The sequence below is a fragment of the Nesterenkonia sp. F genome (genome assembly GCF_000220985.1).
Taxonomy (GTDB): Bacteria; Actinomycetota; Actinomycetes; order Actinomycetales; family Micrococcaceae; genus Nesterenkonia.
This window is the reverse complement of sequence record NZ_AFRW01000110.1, coordinates 1-16,931: the sequence shown is the minus strand read 5'-3', so window position 1 is coordinate 16,931 and position 16,931 is coordinate 1. Positions and strand designations below refer to the sequence as shown.

Genomic DNA, 16,931 nt, shown 5'->3' with positions numbered 1-16,931 from the left:
CTCAGCCGTCATCCTCGGCCGAGGAGTCCTCCGCCGACTCCTCGGACTCCCCGGCGGACTCATCGTCCGACTCATCGCCGGACTCCTCAGAGCCCTCCTCGGGCGTCTCGCCGCTCTCGAACCACTTGGTCTTCACCTCGTCCATGTAGCCGGAGGACTCCATCTCGGCCAGCACCTCGTCGACGGCGTCGATGAGCTGCTGGTCGCCCTCCTGGGCGGCGATGCCCAGCTGCTCGCCGGTCTCGATCTCCTCGACGAAGGTCACGCTGGCGTCCTCGCCGGCCTGGTAGCCGAGGATGGAGATGTTGCCCATCGCCGCCTCGACCTGGCCGGCCTCCAGCCCCTGGATGAGCAGCCCGGAGTCCGGGTACTCGCGGGTGGTGTAGCCCTGCTCGGTCGCATAGGTCGCGCCGGTGGTGTCGGCCTGCACGCCGACGGTGATCGAGTCGTCGAGGTCGTCGACGGACTCGACGCCGCTCTCCTCGGCGGCCAGCAGCCCCAGGTTGTCGTCCAGGTACGGTTGGGAGAAGAGCATGTTCCCGGCCCGCTCCTCGGTGATGCTCATCCCTGAGATCGCCAGGTCGCAGCTGTCGGCGTTGAGCGCGACGCCGGACTGGATGCCCTCGAAGCCGGTCTGCACGACCTCCAGCTCCGCGCCGAAGGCGTCGGCGAGGCCCTGGGCGATGTCCATGTCGAAACCGACCACGTTCCCCTCGTCGTCGTGGTATTCGAAGGGCGGGTAGGGCACGTCGGAGCAGACCGAGAGCGTCCCCTCGGAGGCGAGCTCGACGTCGTCGATGCTGATGTCCAGCTCGGTCTGGATGTCGGTGCTCGCCGCGGTGTCCCCGCCGGAGCCGCCGGACCCGCCGGACCCGCCGGAGGAGTCGTCGTCGCCGCAGGCCGTGAGCGCCAGCGCGGCGACGCTCAGCGTGCCGAGGGCGGCGGCACGGCGCGGGATGCGGAAGCGGGGCTCCCGGAAGGTCTCGATCGTGGTGCTGGGCATGATGCTTCCTCCGACGATGGACGGTGATCCGTGTGCAGGCGATTATACGGCGACGGCCGCGAGGCCCCGCCCGTGGGGCGGCGCGTCGCGGCCGGGTCGGCGCGTCGTCGACGCGCTGGGCCGCGGAGTCGGCCCGGCGCGGGACGGCTCAGAGCTGGACGACGACCTGGGACTTCGCCAGGACCTTGGTGCCCTCGAGAGTGACGGCGAGGTCCACGCGGACGGTGGCCGCCTCGGCGTCGACCATCCCGACCGTGCCGACGATGCTCAGCTCGGCCGTCGTCGCGTCCGGGGCCCCGGAGACGACGTCGGGCACCGGAACCGGCTTGGTGAAGCGGGCCTGGTAGTCGACGACCCGGCCTGGGTCGCCGACCCACTCGGTGACCAGGTCGACCGCCGCGCCCATGGTGAGCATGCCGTGGGCGATGACGCCGTCGAGGCCGACCTCGCGGGCGAAGCGCTCGTTCCAGTGGATCGGGTTGTGGTCGCCGGAGGCGGCGGCGTAGCGGATCAGGTCCGCCCGGGAGAGCGCGACGGTGCGGCGGCCGACCTCCTGGCCCTTCTCCACCGCGGCGATGTCGGGGGTCTGTGCGGTGTTCTGCGGGGTGCTGTGTGTCGTGCTCATGCGTCCTCCTCGGCGTCGTCGGCGCGGACCAGCAGCGACGAGGCCACCGTGCTGCGCGCAGTCCCGTCCTCGGCGGCGATCTCGACGACGGTGGTGACCATCGCGCCGGCGCCCATCACGCGGATCCGCTCCAGCCGGACGCTCGCGTGCAGGGTGTCGCCGGCCAGGATCGGACTGTGGTGGGTGAAGCGCTCGTCGGCGTGCACCACGCGGGAGAAGTCGATGCCGACCTCCTCGTCGGCGACGACGGCGGCCTCGGCGCGCTGGGCGACGATCACCGCGAAGGTCGGCGGGGCGACGAGGTCGCGGCGGCCCAGCGCGCGGGCGGCGTCGACGTCGTGGTGGGCCGGGTGCGCGGCCTGCACGGCGGTCGCGAACTCGCGCACCGCCTCGCGGCTGACCTGGAACGGCTTGGCGGGCGGATACTCGCGGCCCTCGAGGGCGGGATCGATGCTCACGTGTCGGTGTCCTTCTCGGTCGACGTCGACGGTCGGGTGCGCTCGGCGGCGATCGCGATGCGGGCGTCGCGCATCCGCACGCCGATGCTGATCAGGTGCAGCAGGATGCCCAGCCCCAGCAGCACGACGACCGGGGCGACGGCGTCGACCGCGCCGGCGGCCGTCAGGATCGCCGCGACCACGCCGGCGGCGAGCAGCAGCATCCCGGCGACCAGCGTCGCCCGGTAGGCGGTGGATCCGCCGGCCCAGGGATCCGGGGCGGAGCCCGGCGGGCGCGAGGGGCTGCTCATGGGCGCTCCTGGATGTCGTCGGTGCGGGCGGCGGCGCGGCCGGAGTCCACGGTACCGCAGGCCGCCGCGCTCGCGCCGCTCAGGCGCCGTCGTCCGCACGGGCGGTGAGCGCCCGCTCCCCCGCGGCGAAGCGATCGAGCATGACCTCGACCAGCTGCCGCGGCGAGGCCGGAGCATCTCCCGAATCCTGAGGCCCGGAGAGCAGCGGCGCGGCGGTGACGTCCGCCTCGGCCGCGGCCAGCAGGTCCTGGAAGTAGCCCGGCGCCAACAGATAGCTGGCGACGACGACGCGACCCTCCGGCCGCTGCCGACGGGCGGCGGCGACGGCGTCGCGCACCCGCGGCTCGGCCGCCGAGAGGAAGGCGACCTCGACGTCGGCGTCGAGGCGTGCGGCGAGCCGGCGGCCCATGTCGCGGCAGTCGTCGACGGCGGCGGGGTCGGAGGAGCCGGCCGCGCCGAGGATGATGGCGTCGGCCCGCGGATCGGCGCCGACGGCCTCCAGTCGCTCGGCCAGCAGCTCGACGAGCCGGTCGTCGGGGCCCAGTGCGCCGCTGATCGTGACCTCGCGGCCGACGTCGGCGGTCTCGCGGGCCAGGTCGACGTTGACGTGGTAGCCGGCCGAGAGCAGCACCGGCACGACCACGGCGGGGATCCCCTCGGGCAGCGCGTCGAGCGTGGCGGCGACGTCGGGATCCTGCACGTCGACATGGCCCAGGCGGACCTCCTCGACCTGGCCGCGGCGGGCGGCCTCCGCGGCGACGTCGGCGGCCAGGCGGGCGACGACGGCCTGGCCGGCCGGATCCGAGGTGCCGTGGGAGATCGCGGCCAGCGCTGCTCGGCTCATCGGGTGGGTCCTCTCTCGCCGGATGCCGGGGACGGTGCTGCCCTCCAGCCTAGACCTGCGAGGTCACGCCGATGTGAACGTCGGCGGCCGGCTCAGCGCTCGACGAGGACGCCGTCCTCGTCGGCGACGAGGCGCCAGCCGGGACGGAAGGTCACGCCGCCGAAGTCGACGACGTCGTCGACGACTCCCTGAGCGGTCTTGGTGGACTTGCGCGGATTCGACCCCAGGGCCTTGATCCCGAGGTCCACCGTCCGGAGCACGGCGACGTCGCGGACCGCGCCGTGGACGACCACCCCGGACCAGCCGTTCTCGGCGGCCATCGCCGCGATCATGTCGCCCAGCACCGCGCGGTCGAGGGAGCCGGCCGCGTCGACGACGAGGACCGCGCCCTCCCCCGGCTCGGCGAGCACCTGCTTGAGCAGCGCGTTGTCCTCGTAGCACTTCACCGTGCGGATCTGCCCGGCGAAGGCCGCCGCGCCGCCGTAGTCGCGCAGCGGCAGCGCCAGCGACTGCAGGTCCTCTCCGTGCTCGTCGTAGAGATCAGCAGTGGACGTCATCGTCCCTCCTCAGGTTGGTCAACGTGCTTGGAATCACCGCGGAGCCTCCCGCGGGATCCTCGTGTCGCAGACTATCCGGCGCAGATCGTCGTGCGCGGCGCATGTCACCGTCGCCGCCCGTGTCGTCCGCGAGCCGGCCGGGCTCGTGTCAGCGGCCGCCGACTGAGGGCGCCCAGATCCACAGCTGAGATCCAGCCCATGTCAGGCCCATCCCAAGAGGTAGGCCGTAGTGTCGGAGACACCTCATCGAGGTGCGAGTGATCCGAGGGCCCTCGGGTCGGGCTTTCTGATGCGTCCCCCTCACGCCGCCCGGCCCGGGGGTCCTCTTCTGCCCGGGGTCGGCTCGGCACATGCGGCACCGTCGTCGTCGGCGATCAGCTGGAAGAGGAGATGATCCCGCCAGCGTCCATCGATCCGGAGATACTCCGGCGCGACTCCATAAGGTCGGAATCCGTTCTTGGCGAGCACGCGCTGCGACGCAGTGTTCGAGAACAGCGTCTCGGCCTGGATCCGGTGCAGACCCAGCTCGTCGAAGGCCACCCCGACCGCTTCGGACACCGCCCTCGTCGCGATCCCGCGTCCGTTCGCCCGCTCACTCACCCAGTACCCCATGGCGGCCGACTGGAAGGCTCCTCGGGTGATCCCGCTGAGTGTCAGCCTCCCGACGATCGCGCCGCCGTCGAGGATCACGGCCGGGTACGTCCTGCCCTGTGCGTACTCGTCGAGGCTCCGCCTCGCGAGCTCGAGCTGCTTCTCGGCGCGGAAGTAGTCGTCGTCCCGGATCGGCTCCCACGGGGCCAGGAAGTCACGGTTCTGCTGGAGCAGCGTCGTGGCCTCCTCGACGTCCTCGACGGACAGGAGACGAATCGTGGCACTCACCGTGCGTCCTCCTTCTGGCCGAGCATCGGGCATGAGAAAACCCCGGAACCAGCGTGTGGTTCCGGGGTTCCGGGTCCGTAGCGGTGGCGGGGCTCGATCCCGCGACCTCACGATTATGAGTCGTGCGCTCTAACCAACTGAGCTACACCGCCACAGAATGAGAAGCGCCCGCGCCGTGCAGTGGCGCCCATCCCCGGAGGGATGGAACGCTCTGCGCTGCGCGGGCTCTCACTCCGAGCCCCAAGCGGGAATCGATCCCGCGACCTCCACCTTACCAAGATGGCGCTCTACCTCTGAGCTATTGGGGCAACGGCATGAAAGTCTACCAGCACCCTCAGAGCGAGTGAAATCGAGCTGAAGTGGCCTCCATCACACCGCGGGATCGCCGTCCTGCGCAGGGTCCCGGCGCCTTCGGTCCGGGATCATCAGACGCCCGGGCAGAGCCGAGAGCATCACCTGCAGACCGAGCAACAGACTCAGCGGCAGCAGCGCCCCACCGATCAGGAACATGCTCTCCGCCCCGACAGCGAGCTGTGCGACCAGGTAGGCGATCAGCAGGCCGAGGAGAGCGACCGGCAGGCCGATCCACAGCACGCCCAGCGGACGCCGAGAATTCCACCGCGAGGTTGAGGTGACCACGGCCCAGGCCAGCGCGGCGAGGACGAGACCCAGCCCGAAGTACTCGAGGACCACATACCCGGCCGGATCGACCAGGCGTTCCAGCCAGTTCTGCTCATCCGGGAAGGTGGCGTCGCCGTCCCGCGCCCGGAGCCGAACCATCCGGACCAGCGGATAGAGCACGCCGAGCAGCAACGGTGCGAGGACTGCGATCCAGATCGTGCGCAGACGATGCGCCATCGTGCCTCTCCCCTCCTGGACGACACACGCAGGGGCGCCACCCTGCGCGAAGACTGTCATCCCAGCCTACGAGGAGATCCGGCCGGCGACGACGTCGTGACGACCCCGCCACGACCGGGGGCCGCCGACACGACGACGGCGCGGACCCGACCGGATGGCCGAGACCGCGCCGTCGTCGTGCTGACTCAGCTCCAGCGGGGCTTGCGCTTCGTGGAGCCGAAGCCGCCGGACTTGGCGTCGCGACGCCCGCCGCCGCGCGGGGCGCCGCCCCCACGGCCGCCGGAGGGGCCGCCGGGCGCGCCGCCAGCATCCTTCTTCAGCTCGATCAGCTCGCCGCCGATCCGCGTCTTCGCCAGCGCATCCCACTGCGAGGAGGACAGCTGCTCGGGCAGCTCGACCAGCGCGTGGGTGTTGCGGATGTCGATGCCGCCGATGTCCTTGGCCGGCAGGTCGGCCTCGTTGGCGATGGCCCCGACGATGTGGCCGGGGTTCACTCCGTTCCGGCGGCCCACGGCGATGCGATACATCGCCTTGCCGGGGCCGGCCTCCCGGGCCGGACCCTTCGGGCCGCGGTCACGACCGCCGCGCTCCGGCTTCTCCGAGGGCTCGCGGGAGGCCTCGCGGACCAGATCGTCGTGGCCGGACTCGCGGTCGAACAGCGGACGCCCCTCGTGGAGCATCGCCACCAGGGCGGCGGCGACCTCCTCGCCGGTGACGTCGTGCTCGGCGAGGTAGGAGCTGACGACCTCACGGTACTGGTCGATCTGGCCGTCCTGTCGGGCGGCGGTGATCCGCTCGGCGAAGCGCCGCGACCGGGCGGCGTTGACGTCGGCGATGGTCGGCATCGCCATCTGTTCGACCTTCTGGCGCGTGGCCTTCTCGATCGAGCGCAGCATCCGCCGCTCGCGCGGGGTCACGAAGAGCACGGCCTCCCCGGAGCGTCCGGCGCGGCCGGTGCGGCCGATCCGGTGCACATAGGACTCGGTGTCCATGGGGATGTCGTAGTTGTAGACGTGGCTGATCCGCTCGACGTCGAGCCCGCGGGCGGCGACGTCGGTGGCCACCAGCACGTCGACCCGGCCGGCGCGCAGGTTCTCCACCGTCTTCTCGCGCAGCTTCTGCGGGACGTCGCCGTTGATGGCCGCCGCGCGGAATCCGCGGGCGGTCAGCTTCTCGGCGACCTCCTCGGTGGCCGCACGGGTGCGGACGAACACGATCGCGCCGTCCTGCGTCTCGGTCTCCATGATCCGCACCAGGGCGTCGCCCTTGGCGTGGTGCTTGACCTGGACGTAGCGCTGGCTGATCGTCGACGACGTCGAGGTCGCCTCCTTGACCGAGACCTCCACCGGGTCGTTCAGGTAGTCGGCGGAGATCCGGCGGATGGCCTTCGGCATGGTGGCCGAGAACAGCGCGACCTGCTTCGAGGCCGGAGTCTTGGCCAGAATCTGGTCGACCTCCTCGGCGAAGCCCATGCGCAGCATCTCGTCGGCCTCGTCGAGGACGAGGTGCTCGATGCCCGAGAGGTCCAGCGAACCGCGCTGCATGTGGTCGATGACGCGCCCCGGAGTGCCGACGACGACCTGCGCACCGCGGCGCAGACCGTCCAGCTGCGGGCCGTAGGGGGCGCCGCCGTAGATCGGCAGCACGGTGACGCCGTCGACGTCGGCCGCGTAGGTGGAGAACGCGTCGGCCACCTGCAGCGCCAGCTCACGCGTCGGGGCGAGCACCAGCGCCTTGGGCGTGCGGGTCAGCTGGCCGGCGTCGTGCTCGGCGGCCAGGCTGCTCAGCGTCGGCAGCGCGAAGGCCGCCGTCTTGCCGGTGCCGGTCTGGGCCAGGCCGACGACGTCGCGGCCCTGGTTCAGCAGCGGGATGGTCCGCGCCTGGATCGCCGTGGGGGTCGCGTACCCCATCCGGTCGACGACGGCCATCACGCGGTGGTCCAGGCCGAGGGTGTGGAAGGCGGGCTCGGCGGACTCGGTCTTCGCCGGCGTCTCGGACGACACGGACTCCTCCATCTGCTCCGTCGTCTGCTCGGTCTGCGGGTTCTGCTCCTCCGTCGAGGCCGGCTCGGCGGTCTCCTGACGCTCGTCGGCGTCCGGGGCGAGGGTGGGGGTGCTCATGGGCGGTGCTCCTTCTCGGATCGGCACGGCCGGTCCTCGACAGCACAGCTCTTCTGCACACGTGCGTCGACCACCTCTGCTCGACATACGTCAAGGGCAGGGCAGGGTGCACATGCTCTGATGAGAGCTGGGGTGACGGGGACTCTGCGACCGCTGGTCGGCTCCGGAGTCGACCCGTGAAACACACATGAACCTCGACAGGCATCACAGGCGTCGAATGCATCGACGCTTGCCTGGAGCAGCAGGAGAAGACGGGGCCTTCCGGAGAATGCCCTATGAGTCTACGGCATCGCGAGGCCGAATGCCGACTCGGGAGACGAAGGTCACGACGATCGCAGAGTCGACGCGCGGAGACGCCCTGTCCGGCGACGCCCGTCGACCCAGAGCACGAAGGTCACCACCGCCGCGGCATCGGCCAGCGCCACGGGCCAGCTGACCTCCATCGCCGCCAGATCGCCGATCCCGCAGAACCCGAGGAGACAGACACCCAGATTGTTGACCCCATGCAGCACGATCGCCGCTTCGAGCCCGCCGGTACGCCAGGTGATCCAGGCGGTCGCGACGGCGAACACCCCGATGCCGACCTGGCCGGGCAGGTCGTAGTCATGGCCGAGGAGGAAGAACGGCACCGGCAGCAGGATCGCCCACCCCGGATGCTTCAGCCAGGCCCCGAGGGTCTGCATCAGCGCCCCGCGGAAGACGTACTCCTCGGCGGCCGCCTGCATCGGGACGAGCACGAGGGCGAGCAGCAGCATCGGCCACGGGACCTGCAGCCCCACCTCCCGCGCACCGCCGACGCCGAGCTGCGTCCAGGTCGAGACGGCGGCCATGCCGGCGGTGACGACGACGGCCGGCACCAGGCAGCGCCCCATCAGCGTCCACCGGAGCCGTCCGGCCACCGACAACAGCAGCCCGATCGGCCGACATCCCGCCAGTCGGAATCCGAGCAGCACCGCCGGAAGCATCAGCGCGATGGTGCCGAAGCTCAGGGTGAATCCCCAGGGGTCATAGAAATCCAGCTCCGCAGGGAACTCCGCGTCGGGATCCTGGATCAGCTGCGGCAGCAGCACGGCAAGAATGAGGACGAAACCGCCGACGGCATAGATCACCGCGCTGAGCACCAGGCCCAGCAACGGCTTCCACCAACGGTACTGCGGCCAGCTGCGAGCCAGCCGGTGGTGGGCCAGCGGCGGCACCGGTGCGTCGACGGGAGTCTGCATGGGGCTCGGCGGGGTCGTGACATCCGTACTCGTCGAAGAAGGCATGCGTCCATCCTTCGCCGGCCCGACCCCGTGCGCATCGATCACTCAGCAGATGGTCGGCCGCCGAAAGGACCAGATCAGCGTCATCCTTCCGGTCGACGCGCGCGGCCGGCCCGGTGGGTAGGCTGAGCGTCGTGACTGCTCGTGGACGACTCCGACGGCACCTCTGGCAGCTGCCCCTGGCGGCGCTGATCAGCCTGACGTCCGGCGTCGTCGTCTGGGTGGACGTCATCACAGTCGACCCCGACATCTCGCCGATGCTGCTCCTGCTCGACCTCGTCCTCGGCATCGCCTCGATGGTCCTGGTCGGCCTGCGGGATCGCGCCCCCGTGACCATCACCCTGCTCATCTGTGCGGCCACAGGCTTCTCCGTCTTCGCCCTGGGGCCGTGGCTGCTCGCCGTCGTCTCGCTGAGCACGCGCCGCAGCCTACGTCTGGTGGCGCTCATGCTGGCCACCTCTATCGCGTCGACGGTACTCGTCGAGCTCATAAGGCCCCTGCACCTGGGCGACATGCCGTTCGACGGCCCCTGGCTGGTCGTGGCGTTGGCACTCACCGGCGTGGTCGTCTTCGCCCCGCCGATCCTCACCGGGTGGATCGTCGGCGCCCGACGGGCCCTGGTCGAGAGTCTGCGCAACGAAGCACGCGCCGCCGAGGCCGAACGCCGCGTCGCCGGCGAGCAGGCCCGCACCGAGGAGCGTGTCCGGATCTCGCGGGAGATCCACGACGAGGTCGGCCACCGGCTCTCGCTCATCGCCCTCCATGCCGGGGCGATGGAGTACCGCGAGGGGCTCACCGCCGAGCAGGTCCAGCACGAGGCCGGGGTGATCCGCTCCAGCGCTCATCAGGCGATGGGCGAGGTGCGCCGAACGCTGCAGGTGCTGCGCGACGACGAATCCCGCCATCGCCCGGAGGATCCTGACCCGGGCCTCGACCTGGAGACGCGCATCCGGCACCTCGCCCAGGAGGCCGACGACGCCGGCTCCCCCACCGAAGTCCGGGCCCCGGCGCCGCTGGCCGAGCTCCCGTCCTCGTCGGCCCGCCATGTCCACCGCATCGTGCAGGAAGCGCTGACCAACGCGCTGCGCCATGCCCCGGGAGCTTCGGTGGAGATCACCCTCGACGGTCGCCCGGACGATCGGCTGGAATTGACCGTCACCAATCCCCGGAACCGCAGGACGCCGAAGGATGCGCCGGTCGCCGTCGGCGGAGGGCTCGGTCTGGTCGGCGCCCGGGAGCGCGCCGAGCTGGCGGGCGGGCAGCTCGTCACGGAGGCCGGAGAGGACGAGTTCATCGTGAGAGCGTGGGTGCCATGGCCGAGCTGAGCCTGCTGGTCGTCGACGACGAGGAGCTCATCCGCGCCGGTCTGCGGCTGCTGCTCGACGGCGCCGAGGGGCTGCGCATCGCCGGCGAGGCCGCCGACGGGAGCCGAGCCGTCGAGCTCGCCGCCGCGCTCGATCCCGACGTCGTGCTACTCGACCTGCGCATGCCGGGCATGGACGGTTTCGCCTGCGCCGAGCAGCTGCTGGCCGACGACCCCGCCCGAACTGTGCTGGTGCTGACCACCTTCGACGCCGACGAGACCGTGCTGCGGGCCCTGGAGCTCGGCGTCGCCGGATTCCTGCTGAAGGACACACCGCCCACCGAGCTCGTCCGCTCCGTGCGGCAGGCCGCCGAGGGCGCCCCGGTGCTCTCGCCGTCGGTCGCTCGGCAGGTGATCTCCCGGGCCACCGCCCCGTGCGAGGACGCCGGGCGCCGAGCGGCCCGTGATCTGATCGCGTCCCTCACCGGGCGGGAGATGGAGATCGCCCGCGCGGTCGCCGAGGGGATGACGAATCAGCAGATCGCCGAGGCACAGTTCGTCAGCCTGCCGACGGTCAAGACGCACATCAGTCGGATCATGCAGAAGCTGGAGGCCGACAACCGGGTGAAGATCGCCCTGGCCATCCATCGGGCCGAGCTGGCCTGATCCCGGCTGCGTGCTGGAGGCCAGCGGTCACGCGTTCGCCAGAACTTCCAGGTACCCGTCGTGGACGAACAACACCTCCCGCCCTCTCTCCAGGCGACGCAGCACTCCGGCCTCCACCATGGCACCGAGCCATTTGCGCGCCGTCGGACGCGAGACGCCGCATCGTTGCTCCACTGCCGCCATGCGCGTGTAGGGACGCATCATCAACGTCTCGACGAACCAGAGGTTCCCTCCGGAGGGCAAGGCCTCGGCGGCCACACGCTTCAGCTCCTCCTCGATCGCCTGCAACTCATCGATGAGCCGCACTGTGGAACGAGCCGTGCTCTGTACTGCGTCCAGGATGAACCTGATCCATTCGACGAAATCCCCTTCCTCGGTGACTCGCCGCAGCAAGCTGTAGTACTGGCGCTTATGCGCGATGATGTACCGCGACAGATACAGCGTGGGGCGGGAGAGCATTCCCTCATTGATGAGCTGCAGAATGGCGAGGATCCGACCGGTGCGCCCATTCCCGTCGTCGAACGGGTGGATCGCTTCGAACTGATAATGGCTCAACGCCATGCGGACGAGCGGATCATGAGCGCCGGGAGAGTTCACATAGTTCTCCCACTCCCCCATCTTCCGATCGATCACTTCGAATCCCTCGGGCGGGGTGTACACCGGGGCCCCGGTCAGCGCGCTGGCGATGATCGTCCCCGGATTCCTGCGGAGAGTCATGGACCGCCCGTTGATCTCGCTGCAGATGGCCTCAGCTGTCGCACGGGTGAGCGTGCCCCGCTCCTCGACGATCTCCACACCGCGGAAGAGGCCGTCTCGATACCGCAGGGCCTCCTTGACGTCGGGGGACGCCTCATCGAGATGGTCCATATAGCTGAACAGCTCGTCAGTCGTGGTGACGACGTTCTCGATCTCGGAGCTGGCCTGCGCCTCGAGGACGGTCAATGCGCTCAGCAGCACCTCGGGGTTGGGAAGCCTCCGCGCAGCTTCGTCCATCTTCGCCAGCACGGCTCGTGCTTCGACGACCTGCCGCAGCACGTCAGGAGGCTCCACGTCCTGGGCAGGCGGCAGAGGAGGAAGCTCCTGATACGGGCGGTTCGGATCCCAGAAGGACTCAGAGGCGGAAGACATGGCTCCGATCTTTCCACGTCACCCTCGACATGGAAAGAAAATCACGAAAATTTTCCACGTGGGGCAGCACATGACACATCCTTTGCCATGTCGGGCAGCTCAGTTCACTCCGCCGGCCGGGCCGCCGCCGGACCCTTCGTCATCGCGATCTCGCGGATGGTGGCCTCGGGCGCCTCGGCGACGGAGACCACCTCGACCGGGTCGCCGGCGCGGACCTCCCCGGGGGTGACCACGCGGAAGTAGGTGCCCGGGCGGCCGGCCTGCAGGAAGCGCTTCACCCAGCCGGGCTCGTCCATCCACCGGCCGAAGGTCGCGCAGGGGATGCGCGGGCGGGTGGCCTCGAGGACCAGTCGCTCGCCGATCCGCCACCGCTCCCCCGGGTGGGCGCCGTCGACGTCGAGGCCGGCGAGCCGCAGGTTCTCGCCGAAGGCCCCGGCCGGAACGTCCCGGCCGAGCTGATCGGCCCACCAGGCGGCGTCGTCGTCGGCATAGGCGTAGACCGCTTTCTCCTCGCCGCCGTGATTCTTGCGATCTGCCTGGACGTCGCCGTGCAGGCCGAAGGTGCGGACCATGACCGGCGCGTCGGTCGGCCGCTTGTCGATGGCGGTGACCCCGACCTTGCCGGCGTCGTCGCGGACGAGCTGGTCGACCACGCAGACGGCCTCCACTGTGCCGGTCAGGCCGAGTCGGTCGGCGGCGGCGAGCAGGCAGGTCGGCGAGGCGTCACTCATGGCGCCAGTCTAAGCGCCCCGCTGAACGGGGTGACTCCGTGGGACGTGCGGGAAAGAGCGCGTATTCCCACACGTCCCACGGAGTCATCCTGCAGGGGACCTCCCGCGGGCGGTCCCGCTCAGAGGCCGGCGAGCGCCTCGTCCAGGTCCTCGATCAGGTCGGCGACGTCCTCGATGCCCACCGACAGCCGCAGCAGGTTCTCCGGCACCGCCAGCTCGGTGCCCTGCACGGAGGCGTGGGTCATGTGGTGCGGGTGGTTCATCAGCGACTCGATGCCGCCCAGCGACTCGGCCAGCTGGAACAGCCGGGTGCCCTCGGCGACCTTCCGCGCCGCGGGTTCCCGCCGCGCAGCTGCACCGAGACCATGCCGCCGAAGCCGCGCATCTGGGCCTTCGCCAGCTCGTGGCCGGGGTGGTCGGACAGCCCCGGGTAGAGCACCCGATCGACGGCGGGGTGGTCGACCAGGTGCTCGGCGATCGCCTGCGCGTTGCTGCAGTGCCGGTCCATCCGCACGCCCAGGGTCTTAAGCCCGCGCGTGGTCAGGTAGGCGTCCAGCGGCCCGGAGACCGCCCCGACGGCGAACTGCTGGAAGCCGACCTGCTCGGCGAGATCGTCGGCGGCGGCGTCGGAGCCCAGCACCACGGCGCCGCCGACGACGTCGGAGTGGCCGCCGATGTACTTGGTGGTCGAGTGGACCACGGCGTCGGCGCCGAGGCTCAGCGGCCGCTGCAGATACGGCGTCGCGAAGGTGTTGTCGACGACGAGCAGCGCCGAGCGGCTGTGGGCGATCTCGGCCAGCGCGGCGATGTCGGTGATCGCCATCAGCGGGTTCGACGGCGTCTCCACCCACAGCACGGTGGCGTCGTCGGCGTCCAGGGCCGCGGCGACGGCGTCGTGGTCGGACAGGTCCAGCGGCGTGTTGGCGATGCCCCAGTTCCCGTGGATGCGGTCGATGAGCCGGTAGCTGCCGCCGTAGGCGTCGTTCCCCATCACGATGCGCTGGCCGGGGCGCATCACCCCGCGGATCAGCGCGTCCTCGGCCGCCAGTCCGGAGGCGAAGGAGAAGGCGTGGCCCCCGCCCTCGGCCGCGGCGAGCTGGGTCTGCAGCGAGCTGCGGGTCGGGTTGGCCGCCCGGCCGTACTCATAGCCGCCGCGCAGCCCGCCGATGCCGTCCTGGGCATAGGTGGAGGAGAAGTGCACCGGCGGGACCACCGCGCCGGTGGTCGGGTCGAAATCCTGGCCGGCGTGGACTGCGGCGGTGGAGAAGCCCAGCGGGCTCTCGGCGTGGTGGTGGGTCATGGTCAGGCCTCCTCGTCGAGTCCGGTCATCCGGACCAGCAGATCGTTGCGGGTCAGCACGCCGACGATGTCGCCGTCCTTCGCCACCAGCAGAGTGGGGGCGGTGCGCAGCTTCTCGAGGATCTGCGGCACCGTCTCGGTGATCCCGACCAGCGGCAGCGCGTCGGAGAGATGCTCGGACACCGGAGCCCGCGGGTCCACCTCGCCCAGGATGAGCGCGTCGGAGAGTCGCTCGACGTCGACGGTCCCGTAGACCTCGCCGATGCGGGCGACCCGGCCCGGCTCGTCGATGACCGGCACGATGTCGACGCCGTAGCGGTTCATCACCGAGATCGCCTCGCGCAGGGTCGTCGAGCGCGGAATCGCGATGACCTCCGGCAGCGCCTCGGAGACGGCGTCGCGCTTGGCGGCCAGCAGGTCGGCCGCCGTCGTCGCGCGCGGATCGCGCGCCCCGGTGCCCGGGGCCGGCTCGGCGACGCCGCCGAGGCGGCCGTCGCGCACGGCCGCGGAGATCTCCTCCGTGCTGGTCACCGCCAGCTCGGAACCGGTGGAGGTGGAGACGACCTCGCCGAAGCCGTGGTCGATCATCCACTGGTCGTTGAAGATCTTGCCCAGGTAGCCGCGGCCGGAGTCGGGCAGCACGGCGACCACGACGTCGTCCTCGCCCAGGCCTTCGGCGACCTTCAGCGCCGCGGCGACTGCGGTGCCGGAGGAGCCGCCGACCAGCAGCCCCTCCTCGGTGGCCAGCCGGCGGGCCATGGCGAAGGACTCGGCGTCGGTGATCGCGTGCTCCTCGTCGGGCACCGACGGGTCGTAGTTCTTCACCCAGATGTCCTCGCCGACGCCCTCGACGAAGTACGGGCGCCCCTCCCCGCCGGAGTAGACCGAGCCGTCGGGGTCGGCGACGACCACGCGCACCGGTCCGGACGCGCGGTCGGCGGAGACCTCCTTGAGGTAGCGGCCGGTGCCGGTGACGGTTCCGCCGGTGCCGGCGCCGACGACCAGGTGGGTGACCGTCCCGTCGGTGTCCTCCCAGATCTCCGGACCGGTGGTCTCGTAGTGGGAGTGCGGCGCGGCCGGGTTGGAGAACTGGTCGGGCTTGAAGCCGCCGGCGATCCCGGCGGCCAGCTGGTCGGAGATCCCGTAGTAGGACAGCTCCGACTCCGCGGAGACGCCGCTGGGGCCGACGACGACGTCGGCGCCGTAGGCGCGCAGCACGTCGCGCTTCTCCTGGGCCACCTTCGGCACGGTGACGAAGACGCTGCGGTAGCCCTTCTGCTGGGCCACCAGCGCCAGGCCGACGCCGGTGTTGCCGGAGGTCGGCTCGACGACGACGCCGCCGGGCTGAAGCCGGCCGTCGGCCTCGGCCTCCTCGATCATCTTCAGCGCGATGCGGTCCTTGATGGATGCGCCGGGGTTCAGATACTCCAGCTTGACCAGGATGGTCGCGGAGATTCCTTCCGTCACCCGGTTCAGCTTCACCAGCGGGGTGCCGCCGATCAGGTCGACTACGGACTGGGCATATTTCATGCTCCCAGGCTACCGCCGGGCCCCGCGCGGCCCCCGGGGCCATGGCCCGCGGCGGACTCATGGAGAAACAGATCCGCCCAGGGCCAGGAGCGGACGCCCCGAGACCGCGTCCACGACGCCGGCCCCAGTCCGGGCGCCGCCCTGGACGCAGGCCCGGGTCCGGGGCGATGTGGTGGGATGGACCGGTGACCTTCTCCCCCGCTGCTCCGCCCTCCGCCGAGCAGGTGATCGACCTCGGCGAGGTGCTGGATCTGCCCCGCACGCTGGGCGTGCTGCAGCGCGGTCGGGCGGATCCGGCGCTGCAGATCGACGGCGGACCGCTCGGCGGCGGCACCGTCGGCGGCCCGGCCGGGACGCCGGGGGCGGGGGCCTGGCTGGCCTTCCGGCAGGAGCCCCGCCAGCAGACCGATGCATCCGGCCCGACCGGCGCGGCCCCTGTCCCGACGCTGCTGCGCCTCGACCAGCTCGATGCCGCACGCGTACGGGTCCGCGCCTGGACCTCTGCCTCGGACGACGACGGCGCGATCGCCGAGGCGGCCGCCTCGGACGCGGCGACGCTGCTGGGCGCCGCGGACGACTGGACCGCGCTCGAGATGCTGCTCGACGCCCTGGGCGACGAGCAGTCCGAGGCGCTGGCGCGGGTGCGACGCCGACATCCCGGCGTGCGACTGCCGGCGACCGGGCGGCTGATCGAGCAGCTGATCACCGTGGTGCTGGAGCAGAAGATCACCCATGACGAGGCACGACGCTCCTGGCGCGAACTGCTGCGCGCCGTCGGCGAGCGCCCGCCGGGACCTGCTCCGCGCGGGATGCTGCTGCCGCCGACGCCGGCGCAGCTGCGCGGCATCCCCTCCTGGGACTGGCACCGGATGGGGGTGCAGCCGCCGCTGGCGGCGACCCTGCTGCCGGGTGGCCGAGCGGGCGAGCGCGCTGCGGCGGCTGGGCGCCGTCGAGCCCGGCGACGTCCCGGCGACCGCCGAGCTGGCCGAGCGGCTGACGGCGATCCGCGGGATCGGCGCGTGGACGGCGGCGGAGACGCTGCAGCGCAGCCACGGCGCGGCGGACCTGGTCACCGTCGGCGACTATCACCTGGCCCATCGCCTCGGCGAGGCGCTGACCGGACGGCGCACCGACGATGCCGGCATGCTCGCGCTGCTCGAGCCCTGGCGCGGGCATCGGCAACGCGTGGTGCGGCTGATCGGGCTCAGCGGCTTCGCGCACCAGCGGCGCGGCCCGAAGCTCGCCCCGGAGGACCACCGGGGCCGCTGAGCCCCGGTCCACACACGTCGAGCGGGGGATCCGCTGCCGCTGGGCGCCGGATCGGCGCCGACAGCGGCAGCGGATCCCCCGNTCGATGCGTCGGGGCGGGAGCTCAGCT

General features: G+C 71.4%; 16 protein-coding genes, 2 tRNA genes and 1 pseudogene. 3 read left to right on the top strand and 16 right to left on the bottom strand.

Translation table 11 applies throughout. The annotated features are described in order from the left end of the window. Window position 1: 1 nt before the first annotated feature. The 12 genes from GU5_RS15020 to GU5_RS15015 all read right to left on the bottom strand — a co-directional run bounded on the left by GU5_RS15020 (window position 2) and on the right by GU5_RS15015 (window position 8,899). Window positions 2–1,003: an ABC transporter substrate-binding protein gene (locus GU5_RS15020; RefSeq protein ID WP_010525299.1), complete on the bottom strand. Its 1,002-nt coding sequence runs from the start codon at window positions 1,001–1,003 to the stop codon at window positions 2–4. Window positions 1,004–1,151: 148 nt separating this feature from the next. Then, window positions 1,152–1,628 carry a MaoC family dehydratase gene (locus GU5_RS0109240; protein WP_010525298.1) on the bottom strand — a complete coding sequence of 159 codons (477 nt, stop codon included), beginning with the start codon at window positions 1,626–1,628 and terminating at the stop codon, window positions 1,152–1,154. Next, complete coding sequence (locus tag GU5_RS0109235) at window positions 1,625–2,086, bottom strand: MaoC family dehydratase N-terminal domain-containing protein (protein ID WP_010525297.1); 462 nt, start codon at window positions 2,084–2,086, stop codon at window positions 1,625–1,627. Before GU5_RS0109235 ends, GU5_RS0109240 begins: the two co-directional genes overlap by 4 nt. Next, entirely contained in the window at window positions 2,083–2,376 is a 294-nt protein-coding gene (locus tag GU5_RS0109230) for a hypothetical protein (RefSeq protein WP_010525296.1), read from the bottom strand. Before GU5_RS0109230 ends, GU5_RS0109235 begins: the two co-directional genes overlap by 4 nt. A 79-nt stretch (window positions 2,377–2,455) precedes the next feature. Further along, window positions 2,456–3,220 carry a sirohydrochlorin chelatase gene (locus GU5_RS0109225; RefSeq protein WP_010525295.1) on the bottom strand — a complete coding sequence of 255 codons (765 nt, stop codon included), beginning with the start codon at window positions 3,218–3,220 and terminating at the stop codon, window positions 2,456–2,458. A 92-nt stretch (window positions 3,221–3,312) separates the two neighbouring features. Further along, window positions 3,313–3,777 carry a ribonuclease E activity regulator RraA gene (rraA, locus tag GU5_RS0109220; protein ID WP_010525294.1) on the bottom strand — a complete coding sequence of 155 codons (465 nt, stop codon included), beginning with the start codon at window positions 3,775–3,777 and terminating at the stop codon, window positions 3,313–3,315. 300 nt (window positions 3,778–4,077) lie between these two features. Further along, entirely contained in the window at window positions 4,078–4,656 is a 579-nt protein-coding gene (locus GU5_RS0109215) for a GNAT family N-acetyltransferase (RefSeq protein ID WP_010525293.1), read from the bottom strand. Between the two features lie 78 nt (window positions 4,657–4,734). Then, window positions 4,735–4,808 (bottom strand) — tRNA-Met (locus GU5_RS0109210). 84 nt (window positions 4,809–4,892) lie between these two features. After that, window positions 4,893–4,964, bottom strand: a tRNA-Thr gene (locus GU5_RS0109205). A 61-nt stretch (window positions 4,965–5,025) separates the two neighbouring features. Continuing rightward, window positions 5,026–5,514: a hypothetical protein gene (locus tag GU5_RS0109200; protein WP_010525292.1), complete on the bottom strand. Its 489-nt coding sequence runs from the start codon at window positions 5,512–5,514 to the stop codon at window positions 5,026–5,028. Window positions 5,515–5,699: 185 nt separating this feature from the next. Further along, window positions 5,700–7,634 carry a DEAD/DEAH box helicase gene (locus tag GU5_RS0109195; protein ID WP_010525291.1) on the bottom strand — a complete coding sequence of 645 codons (1,935 nt, stop codon included), beginning with the start codon at window positions 7,632–7,634 and terminating at the stop codon, window positions 5,700–5,702. Between the two features lie 323 nt (window positions 7,635–7,957). Further along, window positions 7,958–8,899, bottom strand: a complete 942-nt coding sequence (locus tag GU5_RS15015) for a CPBP family intramembrane glutamic endopeptidase (protein WP_139084404.1) — start codon at window positions 8,897–8,899, stop codon at window positions 7,958–7,960. Between the two features lie 131 nt (window positions 8,900–9,030). Here GU5_RS15015 and GU5_RS15010 point away from each other — a divergent pair, with 131 nt between their 5' ends. Beyond that, window positions 9,031–10,221, top strand: a complete 1,191-nt coding sequence (locus GU5_RS15010) for a sensor histidine kinase (protein ID WP_010525289.1) — start codon at window positions 9,031–9,033, stop codon at window positions 10,219–10,221. Beyond that, window positions 10,209–10,865 (top strand): response regulator transcription factor, encoded by a 657-nt coding sequence (locus GU5_RS0109180; RefSeq protein ID WP_029514170.1) that lies wholly within the window; start codon window positions 10,209–10,211, stop codon window positions 10,863–10,865. The genes GU5_RS15010 and GU5_RS0109180 overlap by 13 nt, the downstream gene beginning before the upstream one ends. A gap of 27 nt (window positions 10,866–10,892) precedes the next feature. Here GU5_RS0109180 and GU5_RS0109175 read toward each other — a convergent pair whose 3' ends face one another. The 4 genes and pseudogenes from GU5_RS0109175 to GU5_RS0109160 all read right to left on the bottom strand — a co-directional run bounded on the left by GU5_RS0109175 (window position 10,893) and on the right by GU5_RS0109160 (window position 15,553). Beyond that, the gene (locus GU5_RS0109175) at window positions 10,893–11,900 is read right to left on the bottom strand and encodes a Fic family protein (RefSeq protein WP_010525287.1); all 1,008 of its coding nucleotides are present in this window, start codon (window positions 11,898–11,900) and stop codon (window positions 10,893–10,895) included. A 197-nt stretch (window positions 11,901–12,097) separates the two neighbouring features. Further along, the gene (locus GU5_RS0109170) at window positions 12,098–12,724 is read right to left on the bottom strand and encodes an MOSC domain-containing protein (RefSeq protein ID WP_010525286.1); all 627 of its coding nucleotides are present in this window, start codon (window positions 12,722–12,724) and stop codon (window positions 12,098–12,100) included. Window positions 12,725–12,843: 119 nt separating this feature from the next. Beyond that, a pseudogene (locus GU5_RS15970) lies at window positions 12,844–14,024 on the bottom strand (cystathionine gamma-synthase). A gap of 2 nt (window positions 14,025–14,026) precedes the next feature. After that, window positions 14,027–15,553 carry a pyridoxal-phosphate dependent enzyme gene (locus GU5_RS0109160; protein WP_010525285.1) on the bottom strand — a complete coding sequence of 509 codons (1,527 nt, stop codon included), beginning with the start codon at window positions 15,551–15,553 and terminating at the stop codon, window positions 14,027–14,029. Between the two features lie 909 nt (window positions 15,554–16,462). On the opposite strand from GU5_RS0109160, the gene GU5_RS17645 reads away from it, so the two are divergent. Next, entirely contained in the window at window positions 16,463–16,822 is a 360-nt protein-coding gene (locus GU5_RS17645) for a hypothetical protein (protein ID WP_237704707.1), read from the top strand. The last annotated feature ends 109 nt before the right edge of the window (window positions 16,823–16,931 follow it).